The sequence below is a fragment of the Amycolatopsis alba DSM 44262 genome (assembly GCF_000384215.1).
Classification (GTDB): Bacteria; Actinomycetota; Actinomycetes; order Mycobacteriales; family Pseudonocardiaceae; genus Amycolatopsis; species Amycolatopsis alba.
This window is the reverse complement of sequence record NZ_KB913032.1, coordinates 9,203,711-9,222,200: the sequence shown is the minus strand read 5'-3', so window position 1 is coordinate 9,222,200 and position 18,490 is coordinate 9,203,711. Positions and strand designations below refer to the sequence as shown.

General features: G+C 68.8%; 20 protein-coding genes and 1 pseudogene. 10 read left to right on the top strand and 11 right to left on the bottom strand.

Translation table 11 applies throughout. From position 1 onward, the window contains the following. Positions 1-83: 83 nt before the first annotated feature. The 3 genes from AMYAL_RS0142425 to ppgK form a co-directional block, all read right to left on the bottom strand. Positions 84-602 carry a pyridoxamine 5'-phosphate oxidase family protein gene (locus AMYAL_RS0142425; RefSeq protein ID WP_020637392.1) on the bottom strand — a complete coding sequence of 173 codons (519 nt, stop codon included), beginning with the start codon at positions 600-602 and terminating at the stop codon, positions 84-86. 92 nt (positions 603-694) lie between these two features. Continuing rightward, positions 695-2,095, bottom strand: a complete 1,401-nt coding sequence (locus AMYAL_RS0142420; RefSeq protein ID WP_020637391.1) for an RNA polymerase sigma factor — start codon at positions 2,093-2,095, stop codon at positions 695-697. A gap of 245 nt (positions 2,096-2,340) precedes the next feature. Further along, the gene (gene ppgK, locus AMYAL_RS0142415; RefSeq protein ID WP_020637390.1) at positions 2,341-3,102 is read right to left on the bottom strand and encodes a polyphosphate--glucose phosphotransferase; all 762 of its coding nucleotides are present in this window, start codon (positions 3,100-3,102) and stop codon (positions 2,341-2,343) included. Positions 3,103-3,169: 67 nt separating this feature from the next. Between ppgK and AMYAL_RS0142410 the strand changes: the two genes are divergently transcribed. Further along, positions 3,170-3,988 carry an inositol monophosphatase family protein gene (locus AMYAL_RS0142410; RefSeq protein ID WP_020637389.1) on the top strand — a complete coding sequence of 273 codons (819 nt, stop codon included), beginning with the start codon at positions 3,170-3,172 and terminating at the stop codon, positions 3,986-3,988. 3 nt (positions 3,989-3,991) lie between these two features. On the opposite strand, the gene cei is transcribed toward AMYAL_RS0142410, so the two are convergent. After that, the gene (gene cei, locus AMYAL_RS0142405) at positions 3,992-4,675 is read right to left on the bottom strand and encodes an envelope integrity protein Cei (RefSeq protein ID WP_020637388.1); all 684 of its coding nucleotides are present in this window, start codon (positions 4,673-4,675) and stop codon (positions 3,992-3,994) included. Between the two features lie 454 nt (positions 4,676-5,129). Between cei and AMYAL_RS0142400 the strand changes: the two genes are divergently transcribed. Continuing rightward, entirely contained in the window at positions 5,130-5,438 is a 309-nt protein-coding gene (locus AMYAL_RS0142400; protein WP_005164528.1) for a DUF4193 domain-containing protein, read from the top strand. A 106-nt stretch (positions 5,439-5,544) separates the two neighbouring features. On the opposite strand, the gene AMYAL_RS0142395 is transcribed toward AMYAL_RS0142400, so the two are convergent. Next, positions 5,545-6,039: a DUF3093 domain-containing protein gene (locus AMYAL_RS0142395; protein WP_026467911.1), complete on the bottom strand. Its 495-nt coding sequence runs from the start codon at positions 6,037-6,039 to the stop codon at positions 5,545-5,547. Between the two features lie 24 nt (positions 6,040-6,063). Here AMYAL_RS0142395 and dut point away from each other — a divergent pair, with 24 nt between their 5' ends. Both dut and AMYAL_RS0142385 read left to right on the top strand, forming a co-directional pair. Further along, on the top strand, positions 6,064-6,546 hold the full coding sequence (gene dut / locus AMYAL_RS0142390) for a dUTP diphosphatase (protein ID WP_026467910.1): 483 nt from the start codon (positions 6,064-6,066) through the stop codon (positions 6,544-6,546). Further along, positions 6,546-7,199 carry a DUF3710 domain-containing protein gene (locus AMYAL_RS0142385; RefSeq protein ID WP_020637385.1) on the top strand — a complete coding sequence of 218 codons (654 nt, stop codon included), beginning with the start codon at positions 6,546-6,548 and terminating at the stop codon, positions 7,197-7,199. Before dut ends, AMYAL_RS0142385 begins: the two co-directional genes overlap by 1 nt. Here the strand turns inward: AMYAL_RS0142385 and AMYAL_RS0142380 are convergent. Next, positions 7,196-7,903, bottom strand: coding sequence for an alpha/beta fold hydrolase (locus AMYAL_RS0142380; protein WP_209447286.1), 708 nt, complete (start codon positions 7,901-7,903; stop codon positions 7,196-7,198). The two genes, AMYAL_RS0142385 and AMYAL_RS0142380, sit on opposite strands and share 4 nt — an antisense overlap. Positions 7,904-8,005: 102 nt before the next feature. On the opposite strand from AMYAL_RS0142380, the gene AMYAL_RS0142375 reads away from it, so the two are divergent. Together AMYAL_RS0142375 and AMYAL_RS0142370 are read left to right on the top strand one after the other, a co-directional pair. After that, positions 8,006-8,386: an OB-fold nucleic acid binding domain-containing protein gene (locus tag AMYAL_RS0142375; RefSeq protein ID WP_020637383.1), complete on the top strand. Its 381-nt coding sequence runs from the start codon at positions 8,006-8,008 to the stop codon at positions 8,384-8,386. 9 nt (positions 8,387-8,395) lie between these two features. Next, a complete protein-coding gene (locus AMYAL_RS0142370) occupies positions 8,396-9,139 on the top strand; it encodes a DUF3159 domain-containing protein (RefSeq protein WP_020637382.1) in 744 nt (247 codons plus the stop codon). A gap of 9 nt (positions 9,140-9,148) precedes the next feature. On the opposite strand, the gene AMYAL_RS0142365 is transcribed toward AMYAL_RS0142370, so the two are convergent. Then, the gene (locus AMYAL_RS0142365) at positions 9,149-9,805 is read right to left on the bottom strand and encodes a potassium channel family protein (protein ID WP_007033567.1); all 657 of its coding nucleotides are present in this window, start codon (positions 9,803-9,805) and stop codon (positions 9,149-9,151) included. Further along, the gene (locus AMYAL_RS0142360; protein WP_020637381.1) at positions 9,805-10,470 is read right to left on the bottom strand and encodes a potassium channel family protein; all 666 of its coding nucleotides are present in this window, start codon (positions 10,468-10,470) and stop codon (positions 9,805-9,807) included. The genes AMYAL_RS0142365 and AMYAL_RS0142360 overlap by 1 nt, the downstream gene beginning before the upstream one ends. A 97-nt stretch (positions 10,471-10,567) precedes the next feature. Here AMYAL_RS0142360 and AMYAL_RS0142355 point away from each other — a divergent pair, with 97 nt between their 5' ends. The 3 genes from AMYAL_RS0142355 to AMYAL_RS0142345 all read left to right on the top strand — a co-directional run bounded on the left by AMYAL_RS0142355 (position 10,568) and on the right by AMYAL_RS0142345 (position 14,467). Beyond that, positions 10,568-12,595, top strand: a complete 2,028-nt coding sequence (locus AMYAL_RS0142355) for an APC family permease (protein WP_020637380.1) — start codon at positions 10,568-10,570, stop codon at positions 12,593-12,595. Continuing rightward, positions 12,592-13,797 carry a class I SAM-dependent RNA methyltransferase gene (locus AMYAL_RS0142350; protein ID WP_020637379.1) on the top strand — a complete coding sequence of 402 codons (1,206 nt, stop codon included), beginning with the start codon at positions 12,592-12,594 and terminating at the stop codon, positions 13,795-13,797. Before AMYAL_RS0142355 ends, AMYAL_RS0142350 begins: the two co-directional genes overlap by 4 nt. 316 nt (positions 13,798-14,113) lie before the next feature. Next, positions 14,114-14,467 carry a hypothetical protein gene (locus AMYAL_RS0142345; protein WP_245193348.1) on the top strand — a complete coding sequence of 118 codons (354 nt, stop codon included), beginning with the start codon at positions 14,114-14,116 and terminating at the stop codon, positions 14,465-14,467. Between the two features lie 82 nt (positions 14,468-14,549). Here the strand turns inward: AMYAL_RS0142345 and AMYAL_RS0142340 are convergent, their stop codons facing one another. Continuing rightward, entirely contained in the window at positions 14,550-15,791 is a 1,242-nt protein-coding gene (locus AMYAL_RS0142340; RefSeq protein WP_020637377.1) for an HNH endonuclease signature motif containing protein, read from the bottom strand. A gap of 281 nt (positions 15,792-16,072) precedes the next feature. Between AMYAL_RS0142340 and AMYAL_RS50675 the strand changes: the two are divergent. After that, positions 16,073-16,492, top strand: a pseudogene (locus tag AMYAL_RS50675) (transposase); the annotation flags it as partial. A gap of 171 nt (positions 16,493-16,663) precedes the next feature. On the opposite strand, the gene AMYAL_RS50925 reads toward AMYAL_RS50675, so the two are convergent. Further along, positions 16,664-17,611, bottom strand: coding sequence for a cold-shock protein (locus AMYAL_RS50925; protein ID WP_026467908.1), 948 nt, complete (start codon positions 17,609-17,611; stop codon positions 16,664-16,666). A gap of 114 nt (positions 17,612-17,725) precedes the next feature. Continuing rightward, positions 17,726-18,295 carry a DUF1062 domain-containing protein gene (locus tag AMYAL_RS0142325; protein ID WP_020637375.1) on the bottom strand — a complete coding sequence of 190 codons (570 nt, stop codon included), beginning with the start codon at positions 18,293-18,295 and terminating at the stop codon, positions 17,726-17,728. Between the last annotated feature and the right edge of the window lie 195 nt (positions 18,296-18,490).

Here is an 18,490-nt window from a genome sequence, read left to right as displayed (position 1 = left end):
GAACTCGCGTGACTGGCTGCCGCACACCCGAGTTCCGTCTCCAAGCACGCGAGTTACGTGCCTGATCACGCGAGTCGCGGGAGTCAGGGGGCGAAGTCCCAGCGGGTGGCGCCGTGCGGTTCGGCGCCCGCGACGCCGATGGCGCGGTGCAGGGTGAGGCGGTACAGGTGCCAGGGCGGCGGGCCCGCGCTGGGCGCGCTGAAAGGAGCCGTGAGCGCGTCACCCTCCACCGTCGCGGGCCAGCCGCCGGTCCGGTAGACCGCCGCCACCTTCTCCAGGGTCGCGGCGTCGGTGACGCGGTGCGCCTCGCCCTCCAGCGTGAGGTCGATACCCCGTAGCCGCACCGAAACGGCGCACGCCGGGTTCACCGCCAGGTTCCGGGAGCGTCGGGTGCCGGGCCCGCCCTTGAAATACAGGGCGCCGTCCACCCAGACCGCCCCGACACCCGCCGAGTGCGGACGACCGTCGGGTCGCACGGTCGTCACGAAGAAGGTCAGGTCGGCGGTCGGCGTGTCCTCGGCGAGGATGTCGCGCGGGCGGCTCCACGGCAGTTCCGCGGAGCCGTAACGGTCGAGGTTCTTGGTCGCGTGAGGTTTCGTCATACCCACGCGTCGAACGGGAAGGCCGCGTTTCGACACCGGACGCAGAAAACCCCGCCACCGAAAGGGTGACGGGGTCTTTCGCGAACTAAAACTCAGTCCAGGTAGTCGCGCAGCACTTGCGAACGCGACGGGTGACGCAGCTTCGACATCGTCTTCGACTCGATCTGCCGGATGCGCTCACGGGTCACCCCGTACACCTGGCCGATCTCGTCGAGCGTGCGCGGCTGGCCGTCGGTGAGGCCGAACCGCAGCCGCACCACTCCCGCCTCACGTTCGGACAGGGTCTGCAGCACCGACTGGAGCTGGTCCTGCAGCAGCGTGAACGACACCGCGTCGACCGCGACGACGGCCTCGGAGTCCTCGATGAAGTCACCGAGCTGCGAGTCGCCCTCGTCGCCGATGGTCTGGTCGAGCGAGATCGGCTCGCGGGCGTACTGCTGGATCTCGAGGACCTTCTCCGGGGAGATGTCCATTTCCTTCGCGAGCTCTTCGGGAGTGGGCTCGCGACCGAGGTCCTGCAACAGCTCACGCTGTATACGGCCGAGCTTGTTGATGACCTCGACCATGTGCACCGGGATACGGATGGTGCGGGCCTGGTCGGCCATCGCGCGGGTGATCGCCTGCCGGATCCACCAGGTGGCGTACGTGGAGAACTTGTAGCCCTTGGTGTAGTCGAACTTCTCGACCGCGCGGATCAGACCGAGGTTGCCTTCCTGGATCAGGTCCAGGAACGCCATGCCACGGCCGGTGTAGCGCTTGGCCAGCGAGACCACGAGCCGGAGGTTCGCCTCCAGGAGGTGGTTCTTCGCCCGCTCACCGTCGCGCACGATCCACTTGAGGTCGCGCCGCATCTGGGTGACGAGCTTCTCGCCCTCCTCCTCGGCGTTGCGGACGCGTTCGGCGGCGTAGAGCCCGGCCTCGATGCGCTTGGCGAGCTCCACCTCCTCCTCGGCGTTCAGCAGGGCGACCTTGCCGATCTGCTTGAGGTACGCGCGGACCGAGTCGGCCGAAGCGGTGAGCTCGGCGTCCTTGCGGGCCTGGCGCAGCGCCTCGGACTCTTCCTCGTCCCAGACGAAGTCCGGGTTGTCGGAGGTCTTTCCGGCGTTCTTGTCGGTCGACGTGCGGCGTCCGCGGGCGGGCGTCTCTTCGACGTCCTCCTCGGACTCCGCGTCCTCTTCCGTCTCCTCGGTGACCGTCGCGTCGACGACGTCCACCTCGACCTCTTCGAGGTCCGATAGATCCGGGGTTTCGAGGTCGGCTTCGTCGAGCTCGCCGGGACCGTCTTCCGGGTCGCCGTCTTCGGTCTTGGCACCCTTGGTGGTGGGTTTCTTGGCCGGAGCCTTCTTCGCCGGGGCCTTCTTCGCGCCTGCCGCCTTGGCGGCGGTCTTGCGCGCAGCGGGCTTCGCCTCGCCGGTGGCTGCCTCGTCGGCCGGCTCGCCGGTTGCGGTCGCTGTCTTCGTCCCGCTTCGGGTTGCGGTTCTTGCGGCTGCCACTTACGCCCTTTCGCAGCGGTCGATCATGACGAGCCGAGGCGTGATGGTCTCGGCTGCCTCAAACTTCGGGGAACACCCTCGGCCTGCGGTTTCCCTCGTTCTCGTGGGTGCCGCCGCCGTGGGCCGTGTTCCATTGTAACGACGATACGTGACAGCGTCGCGGCGCGGACCACCACCCGGCGGGCGCGACACGCCGTCCGACCCGCCGAAGTGACATCCATGGCGCGGATGTCAACCCGGTCGCGTCAGTGCTCGATGCCCTCCGCGGCGGCGGCCGCCGCGCCGACGATGCCCGCGTTGTTCTGCAAGGACGCGACGAGCACCGGCGTGCGGATCTCCAGCAGCGGGACCCACTTGTGCGACTTCTTGCTGACGCCGCCGCCGACGATGAACAGATCCGGCCAGATCAGGTTTTCCAGCACGGAGAGATACCTGTTCACCCGTTCCGCCCATTGGGGATACGAGAGTTCCTCGTTGTCCTTCACCGACGCGGCGGCTTTCTTCTCCGCGTCGAACCCGTCGACCTCGATGTGGCCGAACTCGGTGTTGGGCACGAGTTTGCCGTCCTGGAAGACCGCGCTGCCGATGCCGGTGCCGAAGGTCAGCAGCGCCGTCACGCCGCGCCGCGCGACCGGGTCGCCCCAGCGGATCTCGGCCATTCCGGCGGCGTCCGCGTCGTTGAGCATCGCGATCTGGTCCACGCCGCGGCCGAGCCGTTTGGCGAACAGGGCGTCGGCGTCGGTGCCGATCCACTTGCGGTCGATGTTGGCCGCGGTGTGCGCGACCCCCTTCTTGACGACCGCGGGCAGGGTGACCCCCACCGGGCCGTCCCAGCCCGCCTGGCCGGTGATCTCCGCGACCACGTCCGCCACCGCCTCGGGCGTCGACGGCTTCGGCGTGTCGATCCGGATCCGGTCGCCGATCAGCTGTCCCTGCATCAGGTCGACCAGCGCCCCCTTGATCCCGCTGCCGCCGATGTCGATACCGAAACCTCGGGTCGCCTCCACCACGGACGTGGTCCCTTCTCGCACGATTCAGAAGCCTGCCTCGGAGACTTTAACCGGATGTGGTGACATGGCGGACGTGGGAGTTGACGAGACGTTGCTGAAGAGTGTCGCCGAGCGTGTCGCGGGCGAGGCCGCCGAGCTGGTCCACGAGGCCTGGACCGGGATGAACGCGGGCCGCGAGGTGCGGGTGGACACCAAGTCCGCCGACACCGACGTGGTGACCGCGGTGGACCACGAGTCGGAACGGCTGGTGCGCGCCCGGCTCGCGGAGCTCCGGCCGGACGACGCCGTGCTGGGCGAGGAGGGCGGCGGGAGCGCCGGTGACGGGGTGACCTGGGTGGTCGACCCGATCGACGGGACGGTGAACTTCCTGTACGGGCTGCCGTGGTTCGCCGTGTCGGTGGCCGCGCAGGTCGGCGGGGTGTCGGTGGCGGGCGCCGTCGTCGAACCGGTCAGCGGACGCCGCTGGAGCGCCGCGCGCGGGCAGGGCGCGTTCCTCGACGGGCGGCGGCTGTCGGTCAACGCCCCCGAACGGCTCGACCTGACCCTCGTCGGCACCGGGTTCGCCTACAAGGTGGAACGGCGGGCGAAACAGGCCCGGTTCGTCGCCGGACTGGCGACCAGGGTGCGGGACGTCCGGCGCAACGGGGCCGCCTCACTGGACCTGTGCGCGGTCGCGGCGGGCTGGCTGGACGCCTACGTCGAGCACGGCCTCGGACAGTGGGACTGGGCCGCAGGCGCGCTCATCGCCGCCGAAGCGGGAGCACTGGTGTCGCTGCCGGGGGAGGACATCGAACTCGGGCCGGACGCGACCTTCGCGGTGGCGCCGTCGATCGCGGCTCCGCTGCGTCAGGCGCTCATCGACTCGGGAGCGGCCTCCATCTGAGGATCAGCAGGGCGCTTCGCGGGCGGCCTTCAGCAGTGCCTGGTCGATGACCGGGGCACCGCCGCCCGCGGACTGCTCGCCGCCGCCGCTGCCCTGCTGCGCCTTCGACCACTGGGTGAGCTGCTCGAGGACCTTGCGGGCCTCCGTCTTCGGGCGGATGTCGCCGAGCAGGGTGCCGGTGGTGAGCGTGACCGAAGCGTCCTTGCGGTTGTCCTTGACCAGTTCGGCGCATGGGATCACGAGGCTCAGCGTGCGGGCCGCGGCCGCGCCGTTCTCTCCGAAGCGGATCTGGCCGCGGCACTTGGCTTCCGCGTTCTTGTAGGCCGGGTCGCTGGCGGGTTCGAGAATCTGGGTGAAGCCCAGCTCCCGGAGCGTGTTGGTGGCGATGCCGCCCTGGCCGCGGACCTGGGAGCCGTTGAGCACCTGGACGGCGACCTTGTCCGGCGGCACCGGCGCGCGGTCGTCGAGACCGTCGTGCGCCAGCGGCGTGTAGGTGACACCTTGCTGCGGGACGGGCGGCGGATCGCAGCGGACCTTGGCGTCGACGTCGGCGCCGCTCGCCACGACGTTCACCCAGACGATCACCGCGCCGAGCGCCAGCACCCCGATCACGATGAGAGCGGGCAGCGGCTTGTGCTTGCGATACGGCCTCGCCCCGCGGTCCCCGATGCCGTTCCCCGACGCCACCTGCCAGTCCCTTCCCCAAAGCCCGGATCCCCGGACGGTGCGTTATCTCACCGTCGTGTCCGATCAGCCTATGCGTTGCGGCGGAGGCGATCGGCGCGGGCCTCCGGATAGCACCACGTGATGGCCACTCCGGGCAAGCGGCCGGGCCCAAGGGGTGAGGTACCCGACGTGGGGGCAACCCATTCGGACGACAGGCGTCTTGACAGCAGGGTTCCCCCTGTTGGGTGACGTAATCGCAGCTATGTCTGACTCGTTGCAGAGCCGGTATCGACGTGAGCTACCCTTCGCGGGCTCAGGCGGCAGTAAGAGGCGCAAAAGAGAGACCTCGCTCACTGCCCAGCCGGGCACAAACAGGGGCGCTGGGACGTTAACCAGCGGCACGAAGGACTCACGAGCCGCGCGCTCGCGGGTCCGGGCCATCTGACATCGAAAGCATCGCAGGGGTGAGGGACTAATGGCGACCGACTACGACGCTCCGCGCCGCAGCGAAGCCGACGAGCTGGCCGAAGACTCGTTGGAAGAGCTGAAGGCACGGCGCAACGAAAACCAGTCCGGCGTCGTGGACGTCGACGAGGACGCGACCGCCGAAAACTTCGAACTGCCGGGCGCGGACCTCTCCGGACTTTCCGGTGAGGACCTGACCGTGAAGGTCGTGCCCAAGCAGGCCGACGAGTTCACCTGCTCCGTCTGCTTCCTGGTGCATCACCGCAGCAGGCTGGCCGAGGAGAGTGGCGGACGGCTCATCTGCCGCGACTGCGCCTGAGCCTACGGGCACAGGGGACGGCGCGACAGGGGTTTCGGGGACTGAACAGGAATAAGGGGGCCGGCCACAGTGGCCGGCCCCCTTTCCGTCGTCCAGGGCTTGTCGTCTAGGGCTTGGAGGCGGGCTGACGGAGCAGCGCCGCCACCTTCTCCGGATGCCGGGTGCTGAACAGCCAGTACGGCGTCGGGTCCTCCGGGTCGGTGAGCCAGACCCGCACCACCGGGCCGACCCAGCCCCGGTGCAGCACGAAGGCGGCCGGATCGGCGTCGCGGCCGAGCGCCTTGCGCTTCGCTTCCTTGTCGATGACCTCGACGTCGCCGACGAACTTCACCGGCAGATGCGCGTCGCGCAGCCACAGCTCCGGCTCGGCGCCACCGGTCACCCGGACACGGGACCGGCCGAGGGAGACCATCAGCGCGATCACCGCGGGGATCAGCACCACGTACGGCAGCCAGCCGCGGAGACCCGGATAGCCCATGTCGATCTCCGCCGACAGCAGCCCACCGCCCAGCAGCGGCAGCGGCCAGCCCCACCACGGGACGTAGAGCCGCTCTGAATGCTTGACGGCGGCGCCTTCGGCCGTGTTCACGCTTTCACCCACGTGTTCAGGGTAGTCTCGCCGCCCGTGTCCACCGTTCAGGTACTGCTTTCCCGGATCGATCCATCGGTCCCCCTCCCCGCCTACGCGCGCCCCGGCGACGCGGGCGCAGACCTCGTCACCACTTCGGATCTCGTCCTCGCGCCCGGCGAACGCGGCGTGGTCGGGACAGGCGTCGCGATCGCGCTGCCGCCCGGCTACGCGGGCTTCGTCCATCCGCGCTCGGGTCTCGCGGCCCGTGTCGGCCTCTCGGTCGTCAACACCCCTGGCACGATCGATTCCGGGTACCGCGGTGAGATCCGCGTCTGCCTGATCAACCATGATCTCTCCGAGAAGGTCGTGCTCACCCGCGGCGACCGGATCGCGCAGCTGGTCGTGCAACGGGTCGAACAGGCCGAGTTCGTCGAGGTCGCCGAACTCGAGTCGTCCGAGCGCGGCGAGGGAGGGTATGGCTCCACGGGCGGACACGCCACACTGGGAGCCGGAGCCAGGGAAGGAACGGAGAACTAGTGGGGATTTTCGGACGCAAGCGCGAGGCCAAGCCGAGCGGACGGCACGCCGCGCCCGAGGTCGAGGAGCGCACCGGGGACGACGGCGCCGAGGAGATCGAGCCGCAGCTGTCGGAGACCGCGGACGGCCCGTTCGACCTCGCCGACGCGCCCGAGGACGGCATCCCGCGGATCGACCTCGGTTCGGTGAAGGTGCCGGTGCCCGACGGTTCCCAGGTCCAGGTAGAGATGGACCCCGACAGTGGCGGCGTCCGCGCGGTGCACGTCGTCACGGAACAGGGCCAGATCACCGTCAGCGGCTACGCGGCGCCCCGGTCCGGCGGCCTGTGGAAGGACGTCAGCACCGAGCTCACCGAGCAGCTGCGGGCCGACGGCGCCAAGGTCTCGGTCGGCATGGGGGAGTGGGGACTGGAGCTGTCCGCGATCGTCGGCGACGTCGCGTTGCGGTTCGTCGGGGTCGACGGCCCGCGCTGGATGCTCCGCGGCGTCATCGCCGGGCCGCAGTCGCAGGCGTCGCAGGCGCCCGCGGTGCTGCGCGAGATCGTGCGGCACACCATCGTCGACCGCGGTGACGCGCCGATGCCGGTCCGCACCCCGCTGACGATCACGCTGCCCGACGCCGTCGCGCAGCACATCGCGGAGCAGCAGGGCTAAAGAGCCCGCAGCCAGGCCAGCACGGTCGCCCGGCCCAGGGATTCCCGGTCCGCGCCGAGGGCGGTGAGCGTCGACTCGCCGACCTCGGCGCGGGGCAGGGCGGCCGCCCACGCGCGGGCGACCTCCGCCGGGTGGATCGGATCGTCCGCACACGCGCCGATCCCCGCGGGCACGTCGAGCCCCGCGAGGTCCTCCAGCGCCGGGGCGGGACGGGACGCGGCCGTGCGCAGACTCGCCGCCAGTCCGTCGCCGTGCCGTCGCCACGCCCGGCCGAGTTCGGCCGAAAGCCACTCGGGGACGCCGTCCGACGATTTCGCCAGCGCCCCGTCGACCCCGTTTTCGGCCACCAGATCCGCTGACAGCCGCGCGGCGAGCGACGCGGGTGCTCGCCCGGCCGGGCCGTTCCAGGCCGGGAGCGCGGCCAGCAGGCCCGTGCAGCGGCCGGGATTGCGTGACGCCCACTCCGCCGAGAGGTGCGCGCCGAACGAGATGCCGCCGACGAGCAGCGGACCGTGCTCGCCGGACAGCCTGTCCAGCTCTTCGAGGAAGCCGTCCGCGAGCCGGTCTCCCGGAGGCGGCGGCGGGGCGAGCAACCGGATGCCGAGTGCCCGCAGCGGGCCGGAGAACACGCTGCGCACGAACACTTCGTCGGACCCGGTGCCGGGGAGTACTACTGCCGTCGTAGGCGGAATAGCGGAGGTCACGTTGCGATCTTCTCCCAAACAGGTTGTCCTGGTCCGGACACAGTTACGCTGGATCACGCACGGGCCGTTCAGTCGGGGGCCCCGGAGCACAGGAGCACCGTTATGCCCGCCAAAGACGGCGGCTACTTCAGCCGGTTGGTTCGCAAGCTGACCAGCGACGTCGAGGATCTCGACGCCGACGACCTGTCCGAAAAGTCCGAGGCGGGCGGCGCGCAGCGCGCCTGCGACTGCCGGTCGGGCGAAGAGGTGACGGTGCTCGGCAGACTCCGCAGCGTGGAGCTCTGCCCGACCAACGAAGCGGCGACACTGCAGGCCGAGCTGTTCGACGGCACCCAGGGTGTGACGCTAATCTGGCTCGGACGCCGCCGGATCCCCGGAATCGAACCCGGACGAACCATCAAGGTGCGCGGCCGGATGGCCGAACGTGATGGTCAGAAGGTGCTTTACAACCCCTATTACGAACTTCAGAGCCCTGTGAGTTGATCCCGCATCGTGACTGAACCCGCCGGCGGCGAACAGAAGAAGACCGGGGAACCGGACGAGGACAAGCCGCAGCCCACCCTGCTGGAACAGATGGGCGGGCTGTCGGGACTTTTCTACTCCTCGCTGCCGGTCATCGTGTTCGTGATCGCGAACGCCATCTTCGGACTGACGGTCGGCATCTGGGCCGCGGTCGGCAGCGCGGTGGCGATCACCGTGCTGCGGGTCGTGCGCAAGGAGCCGCTGCAGCCCGCCATCTCCGGATTCTTCGGCGTGGCGATCGCGGCGTTCATCGCCTACCGGACAGGCTCGGCCAAGGGCTTCTTCCTGTTCGGCATCTGGACGAGCCTGGTCTACTTCGGCGTCTTCGTGCTGTCGATCGTCGTGCGCTGGCCGCTCGCCGGTGTGGTGTGGAACGCGCTCAACGGCAGCGGCCAGGCCTGGCGCAAGGACAAGAAGTCGCTGGTCGCCTATTCGATCGCGACCGGCGCCATGGCGCTGATCTTCGGCGCCCGGTTCATCGTGCAGCGCTGGCTCTACGACGAGGACTCCACCGGCTGGCTGGCCTTCGCGAAGATCGCGATGGGCTACCCGCTGTACGCGCTCGGCCTGCTCACCGTCGTCTGGGCGGTGCGCCGATCGGACAAGCACCTCAAGGCCCTCGCGGAAGAGGCGCCCGCCGAGGAGACCGACGAAGAGGCCGAGGCACGCCTGCGCGCGAAGTACGCGCAGGCGCCCGTCACGGAGAACCAGTAACCCCCGCTTCTAATATCCCAGCGCGGTCCGGATCTCCGGCTCCACGTCCGACGTCGCCACGAACAGCAGCTCGTCACCCGGCTCCAGCGGGTCCTCGGGCTGCGGCACGATCACCCGGTCACCGCGCAGGATCGTCACCAGCGCCGCGTCCCTCGGCAGGTTGATCTCGCTGACGGCCTTGCCCGCCAGCGGGGTCTCCTCCGGGAGGGTGAGTTCGACGAGGTTGGCCTGGCTCTGCCGGAACGTCATCAGCCGCACCAGATCGCCGACGCTCACCGCCTCCTCGACCATCGCCGCGAGCATCCGCGGGGTCGACACGGCGACGTCGACGCCCCAGGCGTCGTTGAACAGCCACTCGTTGGCCGGGTTGTTCACCCGCGCCACCACCCGGCGCACCGCGAACTCGGTCTTCGCCAGCAGCGACACCACCAGGTTCGCCTTGTCGTCGCCGGTCGCGGCGATCACGACGTCGCACTGCTCGATCCCGGACTCCTCCAGGATCGACACCTCGCACGCGTCGCCGAGCACCCAGTCCGCCTGCTCCACGGTGTGCGGCTCGAACTGGTCGGCCTCGCGTTCGATGAGCATCACCTGGTGGCGCCCGTCGATCAGCTCCGCGGCGATCGACCGGCCCACCGCGCCGGCCCCGGCAATCGCGACCCGCATCAGTTCTCCTCTTCCGGTTCGCGAGCGGCGACGCTGGTCACGTCGCTGACAGTGCCTGATTTCGCGGCGACGTACACGACGTCGTCCGCCTGGATCACGGCCTTGGTGTCGGGCAGGACCGCGGTGCCGAACCGCATGATGAACGCGACCCGCGCGCCGGTGGTGTCCTGCAGGTCGCGCACGCTGTGCCCGACCCAGCTCTCGTGCAACGGGAGCTGCAGGAGCGCCACGCTGCCCGAGGGGTCCCGCCACTCCGAGGCGACGCCGTCGGGCAGCAGGGTGCGCAGGAACCGGTCGGTCGTCCACGGCACGGTCGCCACGGTCGGGATGCCGAGCCGTTCGTAGACCGCCGCGCGCTTGTGGTCGTAGATCCTGGCGACGACCTTGTCGATGCCGAAGTTCTCCCTGGCCACCCGCGCCGAGATGATGTTGGAGTTGTCGCCGCTGGACACCGCCGCGAAGGCACCCGCGCGTTCGATCCCGGCCTCGATCAGCACCTGCCGGTCGAATCCGACGCCGACCACCTGCTGACCGTGGAAGTCACTGCCGAGCCGCCGGAACGCCTGCCTGCTCTTGTCGATGACGGCGACGTCGTGCCCCAGCCGCTCCAGCGCCGCGGCCAGGGATGCGCCGACCCGGCCGCATCCCATGATCACCACGTGCACGCCCTGCCTCCTTAGTTTTCGGACGTTCACCCGTCCGCAGGTACCCAGACATACCAGCGCCGAACCTACCGTGGGGGTCGCCCGTTAGTCTTCTGCGGTGTCGAAGTTCCCGACCGTATTGAAGCGGCTCGTCCTCGGACGTCCATTCCGGAGTGACCGCCTCTCGCATACGCTGCTGCCGAAGCGCATCGCGCTGCCGATTTTCGCGTCCGACGCGTTGTCGAGCGTCGCCTACGCGCCTGAGGAAATCTTTCTGACCCTCAGCGTCGCGGGCTTGTCCGCGTACGCGTTCGCGCCGTGGATCGGCGTCGCCGTCGCGCTCGTCATGCTGGTCGTCGTCGCGTCGTACCGGCAGAACGTGCACGCCTATCCCAGCGGCGGCGGTGACTACGAAGTCGCCAACACCAACCTCGGCGGCAAATTCGGGCTCACCGTTGCCAGTGCGCTGCTGGTGGATTACGTGCTCACCGTGGCGGTTTCGACGTCGTCCGGCGTGGCGAACATCGGTTCGGCCATCCCGTGGGTGTCGCAGCACAAGGTGATCGTCGCGGTCGTCATCGTGGTCGTGCTGACCGCGCTGAACCTGCGCGGAGTGCGCGAATCGGGCAAAACCTTCGCCATCCCGGTCTACGGGTTCATCCTCGGCATTCTCGGCATGGTGATCTGGGGGCTGATCGAGGCGGCGTCCGGCGCCGACATGCGTGCCGAAAGCTCCACCTTCGAATTGCACGAAGAAGCCTCTTTGACCGGTTTCGCGTTCTTCTTCCTGCTCCTGCGGACCTTTTCCTCCGGTGCCGCGGCGCTGACCGGGGTCGAGGCGATCAGCAACGGAGTCCCCGCGTTCCAGAAGCCGAAATCGAAGAACGCGGCCACCACGCTGCTGATGATGGGCGTGCTCGCGGTGACGATGCTGGTCGGCATCATCACGCTGGCGATCATCACCGACGTCAAATTCGCCGAGCATCCGGAAACCCAGCTCACGGGCACCCCGGCGGGCTACGAGCAGAAGACGATCGTCGCGCAGATCGCGCAGGCGGTGTTCGCCGACTTCACCCCGGCGTTCTACTACATCTCCTTCGTCACCGGCATCATCCTGCTGCTGGCCGCGAACACCGCGTTCAACGGCTTCCCGGTGCTCGGTTCGATCCTCGCGCAGGATCGCTACCTGCCGCGTCAGCTGCACACGCGGGGCGACAGGCTGGCGTTCTCCAACGGCATCCTGTTCCTCGCCGCGTTCGCCCTGGTGCTGATCATCGCGTTCGACGCCGAGGTCACGAAGCTCATCCAGCTCTACATCGTGGGGGTGTTCGTCTCCTTCACGATCAGCCAGGCCGGCATGATCCGGCATTGGAATCGCTTGCTGGCCAGGGAAACCGACCCGACTGTGCGGCGCCGGATGCGGCGTTCGCAGACGGTCAACGCCGTCGGCCTCACCATGACCGGCACCGTGCTGGTCATCGTGCTGATCACGAAGTTCCTGCTCGGCGCCTGGATCGCGATCGCGGCGATGGTGGCGATCTACATCCTGATGACGGCGATCCGGAAGCATTACGACCGGGTCGCCGAGGAATTGCGCGAGATGGAGCGGAAGCCCGCCGTATTGCCTTCCCGCAACCACGCGATCGTGCTGATTTCGAAACTGCACCTGCCGACCTTGCGGGCGCTTTCCTACGCCAAGGCCGTGCGGCCCGACGTCCTCGAAGCCGTCACCGTGAACGTCGACGACATGGAGACGCGCAAACTCGTCCAGGACTGGGACGACCACAATTTCAAGGTGCCGCTGAAGGTGATCGAGTCGCCGTATCGCGAGATCACCAAGCCCGTGCTGGACTACGTGAAACGTGTCCGCGGCGACAATCCGCGCAACGTGGTGACCGTGTTCATCCCCGAGTACGTGGTCGGGCACTGGTGGGAGCAGGTCCTGCACAACCAGAGCGCGCTGCGGCTCAAGGGACGGCTCCTGTTCCAGCCCGGTGTCATGGTGACCAGCGTGCCGTGGCAGCTCGAATCGTCGGAAAAGGCGATCAAACGCGACCGGAAGGCGCGTCCGGCGGCAGGCGACGTGCGGCGCGGATTCTCCCCGGTGGCCAAGCAACCCGAGAAAGCGAAGGACAAAGCAGAATGAGTGTGGACGCGTCGACCGGCACATGGCTCGGACGGACGATCGAGCTGGAGGTCGGCGCGGTGGCGCACGGCGGGCACTGCGTCGCGCGGGCGGAGGGCCGGGTCGTGTTCGTGCGGCACGCGCTGCCCGGCGAGCGGGTCCTGGCCTCGGTCACCGAGGACAAGGGCGGCTCGTTCTGCCGCGCCGACGCGATCGAGGTCCTGCAAGCGTCCCCGGAACGGGTGGAACCGCCGTGCGCGCTCGCGGCGCCGGGGGAGTGCGGCGGCTGCGACTGGCAGCACGCCGCCCCCGGATATCAGCGTGAACTCAAGGCCGCGGTGGTCATGGAGCAGCTGAAGAGGCTGGCCGGAATCGAACGCGAGGTCGTCGTCGAGGCGCTCGACGGCGGGCCGCTGGACTGGCGCAGCCGCGTCCGGCTCGTCGCGGGCAAGGACGGCCGCGCGGGTTTCCGGGCGCACCACAGTCACCGCGTGATCGCGGTCGACGACTGCCCGATCACCGTCCCCGGCGCGCTCGACGACGTCGTGTCGCGGAACTGGCGGCCCGGCAGCGAAATCGAGGTCACCAAGGACGGCGAAGGCCACGTGCACCTGCGCGATCTGTCGACGGTCCACGGGAAGACCAAGTCGCGGCAGCTCGCGGGCGGTCTCGCCGTCCAGCACGCCGCCGGCCGCGACTGGCGCATGGACGCCCACGGCTTCTGGCAGGTCCACCCGGCCGCCGCGGACACGCTCGCCGCCGTCGTCGCGGAGTGGGCCGAGGCGCCGCGTGGCGGCGTGGCGTGGGACCTCTACGCCGGTGTCGGTCTCTTCGCGTCCGTGCTCGCTTCGCAGGTCGGCCCGCGCGGCCGCGTCCTGGCCGTCGAATCCGGCCGCCGCGCCGTGTCGGACGGCGAGGAGAACCTGGCCGACCTCCCGCAGGTCCGCTGGCGCTCCGGCCGCGTCGAGCACCTGCTGGCAGACGCCCCGAAACCGGTCGACGTCGTCGTCCTCGACCCGCCCCGCAAGGGCGCCGGGAAGGCCGTCGTCGAGTCCATTGTGGATGGATCGCCGGACCGGATCGTCTACGTGGCGTGCGACCCGGCGGCGCTGGCCAGGGACATCGCGCTGTTCGCCGGGCACGGATACGGTTTGGTCGATCTGCGTGCTTTCGACGCTTTCCCGATGACTCAGCACGTCGAATGTGTTGCATTGTTGCAATAACGGTGTATTTGTAGACCGTCGGAATGGATTGGCTTCGTTCGGCTTGTCCAGGTGCCGGAGTGCTCGCTAACTTGAGTTTCGTGTTCATCGGATAACGCGGGTGCCGCGAACACTTTCCTGAGGGCGTGGAATTCTTTTTACCTTGGTGTGTTCCAAGGTCTGTTTCGCGACCCTTGACGGGCTTTCGACGCGAATGGGTTTCGGATTATGGACTATCTTACTTCGGTATGCGGAGATTGTGACGGCAAAGGCTGTGTCGGTTGCGACGGACATGGCACGATCACCATCGTGGAGGACTGAGCGAGTGCTTCCGTCGATGCTTCCTCCCGGTGTCACGGCGCAGGAAATCAGTTATCGGAACGGCCGGAAACAGGTCATCTACACGGCGCCGTACCAATCCGAAGGGCCGGTGCTCGTACGGGACGTGATGGGCAGGCAAGCCTGGATGTTCATGTACGCCCATTTCGTCTTCACCTGGGTGGAAGGCGCGGTCCGGGTTCAGGTCAGCCACGGAACGCTGAACGGGCCGAAAATGCCACTGTGGTCGGGAATCAGGATTCCCGCTTATTGGTCGGGGCCCGCGCTGGCCGAGTTCGGGCAGGCGTGGGCGCTGGACCAGATAGCGGGAAATCGCGGCACTCCGGCCGTCATCCGGGAATCGGTTCCCTGAGCTGGCGGGTGCGGAGTTGTCGAGGGGCATGCCGAGGGGCCCGTCGCCGGTGTGGCTGGCGGGCTCCTCGGTGATGCGGGGGTCAGGTGACGTGGTGGAGGGTGTTGCGCCGGGGATGTCGCAAGGGGTCGAGGTATTGGGGTGGTAGGAATTCGGGTATGCCGTCTCCGGCGATCCGGACCTGCCAGTCGCCGTGGTGGATCAGCCGGTGGTGAAACGAGCAGAGCAGGACGAGGTTGCGGAGGTCGGTGGGTCCGCCGTCTGCCCAGTGCTGAATATGGTGTGCGTGACAGTGTTTCGGCGCCCGGTGGCAGCCGGGGAACGCGCAGCCGCCGTCGCGGATGTTGAGTGCTCGGCGTTGGCCGGGGGTGACGAAGCGTCGCATCCGCCCGACGTCGAGGGGTTCACCGGCGGTGCTGAGGACGGCGGGGATCATGAGGCAGTCGCAGGCCATCAGGCGGGCTTCGCGGGCGGTGATGGTGCCGACGAAGTCCAGGCACGCGGTCCCGAGCCCGGTTTTCAGGGCGTCGAGGCCGACGGTGACGTGCACCAGCGTGCGGTAGCCGGCAGTGCCGGGCTGGTCGGGGCAGGCGGTGGCGAGGTCGAGGACGTCGGCCCAGGCATCGCCGTAGCGTTGGGGCATGGTCCGGTGGTCGGCCTGGCCGGACTCATCGACCGGCCGCCGTGCCCCATGGGCGTCCAGGATGGCCGCGGTGCGGGCCCCGGTCTCGGGGTCCAGCAGACCGGAGAGTTTCCAGAACCCGTCTCCGCGGCGCTCGACGAACACCTCCCGCCGTGGCGGGGCGGGTTCGGGGTCCTTCGGTTCGTTCCCGTCGGGGTCCAGGTGCGCGAGAAGGTTCGCGCCGGCTTCGGCGAGTTCTCTGGGTCCGGCGTGGCGGGCAAGGCCGGCGAGGATCTTGTCCGCGCCCTCCCGCTCACCGGCGGGGATTTTCCGGAGGATGTCCAGGATGAGGTCGATGTGCTGGTCCCCGATCGCGCCGTCCTCGGCCGCGGCGGCGGTCGCGGGCGCGAACACCGCCGTCTCGCCACCGGCCACGGGGGCGGGGTTCAGGGCCAGGGCCCGGTTCACCGTGTCCCGCGCGTCACCCAGCGAAATCCGGGCGATCTCGGCGAACCACGAGGCCGCGTTCCCGTGACCGAACAGGTCTTCCGCGCCCCGTGTCTCGACCTCCGCCAGATACATCCCCAGGCAGGCGGACGCGACCCGGATCACCTGCACCAGATGCGTCGCGCCATGGGCAAGCTCCAGCTTGCCGGCACGCCACAGCTCCTGCGGCAGTTCGGGAATGAGAGTCTCGGACACCCCTCCACAATACCGAAATACGACCATTAAGTGTTCGTAATTTTAAGCGACAACGCTCATTGCATATTGACCACTGAAGGGTGAAACCGCACTACAAGGCCGGCAACGCAGAGCGCATGGATTTGGCCAGGAATTCATACAGGGCCGCGTGACCGGTCCGGTCGCGACGGGGTGTGTGGAAATAGGGACGTTGAATGTCCCTATTTCCACACACCTCTCACCGGTTAAGGCCTGGTCTCAAAACTTGAGGGTGTCACCGCGTAACCTGCCGGTCCTGGTCCCAGCTCGGATGCGGTTCCGGGCACGCCGCGTGGCGGCGGTTACGTGAGTGGCAGGACGCCGCGTGTGGGACCGGCTGCATCGACGCGGTGTCGGTGCGGTCGAAAAGGGGGCGAGCTGACCGGGGTAAAGCCGGCTCCGAGTACCACGTTCTGTGCGACGCGAACGGGCTACCGCTGCACATCATGGTGTCGGCGGCAAACACCCACGACAGCATGATGTTCGAGCCGCTGCTGGACACGAACCCGACCGTGCGCGGCCACCACGGCCGGGTCCGCTGGGTCGTCGAATGCACCATCTCCTGGCTGCTGCGGTTCAACCGCCTCGGGCTGCGCTACGACCGGACCGAACGCGCCACTCTGGCCTGCACCGTGATCAACGTCCGCCGACTCATGAAGATCGAGCCCTGCGACCAGGTCTAACGCATCCATTCACTCGTTTGGGAGCTTCTGAGCGCGGAGCAGGGGCCCCCGTCACCACGAGGGAGATCGATCTCCTGGAGGAGGCTGCGGCCGCGTTGATGACGGCACCATCGACGGGGATGAACGAGCACTCCCGCCGGGAAGTGATCAGCCATCGGTGGGGCCGTCTCTTCAGAGGCGTTCGATGCGGTCGGCCTGCGGGCCCCGGTCGCTCTGACGCACCGTGTACCGGACCCGGTCACCTTTCTGCAGCGGCTCCGACCCCATGATCACGGACACGTGGGCGAAGAGATCGTCGCCGCCTGCGTCCGGGGTGATGAAGCCGAAGCCGCGGTCGTCGTCGTAGCGCGCGACGACACCCTCGCCGCCGCGTACGGGCACGTCCCGCGCCGCCGGCCCTGCGGCCGCGGCAGGTGCCGACCGCTGCGGCGCCGCCTGGGGCTCGGCGCCCCGGACCAGGTGCACGTCGCGGGCCTGCGGGCCCTTGTCTCCACTGGTCACCTCGTAGGCGACGCGGTCGCCCTCCGCGAGCCACGTCAGCCCCTCGGCCAGGGCACGGGCGTGCACGAAGACGTCCCCGGCGCCGGAGTCGGGGTTGATGAAGCCGAAGCCCTTGTCCTCGTCGTACCAGGCCACCGTGCCGTCGGCACCGTCCGCGCTACCGGCCGCAGCGGGTGAGCCTGCCCCTGCTCCCAGCGGGATCACGTGCCCGGCCTGCGGGCCGCGCTCGCCTTCGACGATCAGGAAGGCCACCCGCTGCCCCTCGGTGACCACGCCGCCGGTCACGATGGCGGAGCTGTGCACGAAGATGTCGGCGCCGCCGCCGTCCGGCGACGCGAAGCCGTACCCCTTGCCCGGCTCGTACCAGTTGACGGTGCCGAGCAGGCCCACGGCGCTGCCGGTGGCCGCATCGGCGGTGACGCGAACGCGCAGCGCCTGGGGCCCGCGGTCGTTCTCGCCGACCTCGAACACGACGGCCTGGCCCTCGCGGAGCATTTTCGCGCCGCTGTCCCCGACGATCTCGGAGGCGTGCACGAACACGTCCGGCGAGCCGTCCTCGGGCGCGAGGAAGCCGAAACCTCGTTCGGCGTCGAACCAACGGACGGTCCCTTGCGGCATCAAAGACTCCAGGTCGAGAGGGCGGGCAATGGCCCCCAGTCTCCCTGACAGACCTCCGGTCCGTCGGGCCGGGCCCACCGGCGGGCGGTGCGGAGCCAGGGGCGGGCCGTTGGTTCACCTAGCGACACGCCGAGTTTTGAGACCAGGTCCAAGCGTGAAGGTGAAGTCGCCAGAGACCTTTCCGCTCAACCGCACCGCCGAAACGACCTTCCCTTCCGCGAGGAGGCTCTCGACCTCGGCCCGCGAAAGACCGCACCCTTCGGCGATCAGCCGCACCGGCCGGACCGGGATCCGCGCCGCGAAGTGAACCGAGACTTCGAGCGGGTCCCCGAGAACCGACCCGCCGGTGTCGAGACGCCAGGCGCCGCCCCAATCGAGGGCGACGTGGTTACGGCGAAGCACGGTCGGATCGGCGAGGAGTTCCGCCGCCAGTCCGGGGTCGTTCTCGTGCAGCCGGTTCAGCAGTTCAGGTCGCACGGAGCGCACGTTGACCCGCTCCAGGATCGCGAGTTTCGCGGTGTTCCCGCATCCGGTGCAGAGCACGAGGAGCCAGGCGTCGAGGAGCTTGTGGTTGGCGTTGACCCGGAATTTGCCGTTCGCCCGGAATCGTCCGGAGGCGCAGGCAGGGCACCGGCGCAGGACCATAGGCAGGCAGGTGGGTTCGACCACCCAGGTTTCGAGCACAGGAATACACCCGTTTCAGTGAGAAGTCCGCAGCAAAAGGACGCGCGGCGCGCAGGCGCGACACGCGACGAGTCGGGGGTCTCACAGGGTGTACAACGGCAGGCCTTCGGCTGGACGACGTGGTCCGGCAGCACGGTAATGGCATCCCAGCGGCCGTTCCACTGGCTTTCGGGCAAAGCGAAGGCCCCCTGACCG

Excerpts from the sequence above, each read along its gene's own strand:
- AMYAL_RS0142425 (WP_020637392.1), bottom strand. The coding sequence starts at position 602 with ATGACGAAACCTCACGCGACCAAGAACCTCGACCGTTACGGCTCCGCG.
- AMYAL_RS0142410 (WP_020637389.1), top strand. The coding sequence starts at position 3,170 with ATGGCGGACGTGGGAGTTGACGAGACGTTGCTGAAGAGTGTCGCCGAG.
- AMYAL_RS0142375 (WP_020637383.1), top strand. The coding sequence starts at position 8,006 with ATGCCCGCCAAAGACGGCGGCTACTTCAGCCGGTTGGTTCGCAAGCTG.
- AMYAL_RS0142400 (WP_005164528.1), top strand. The coding sequence starts at position 5,130 with ATGGCGACCGACTACGACGCTCCGCGCCGCAGCGAAGCCGACGAGCTG.
- AMYAL_RS50925 (WP_026467908.1), bottom strand. The coding sequence starts at position 17,611 with ATGCCGCAAGGGACCGTCCGTTGGTTCGACGCCGAACGAGGTTTCGGC.
- AMYAL_RS0142350 (WP_020637379.1), top strand. The coding sequence starts at position 12,592 with ATGAGTGTGGACGCGTCGACCGGCACATGGCTCGGACGGACGATCGAG.
- AMYAL_RS0142345 (WP_245193348.1), top strand. The coding sequence starts at position 14,114 with ATGCTTCCTCCCGGTGTCACGGCGCAGGAAATCAGTTATCGGAACGGC.
- AMYAL_RS0142365 (WP_007033567.1), bottom strand. The coding sequence starts at position 9,805 with ATGCGGGTCGCGATTGCCGGGGCCGGCGCGGTGGGCCGGTCGATCGCC.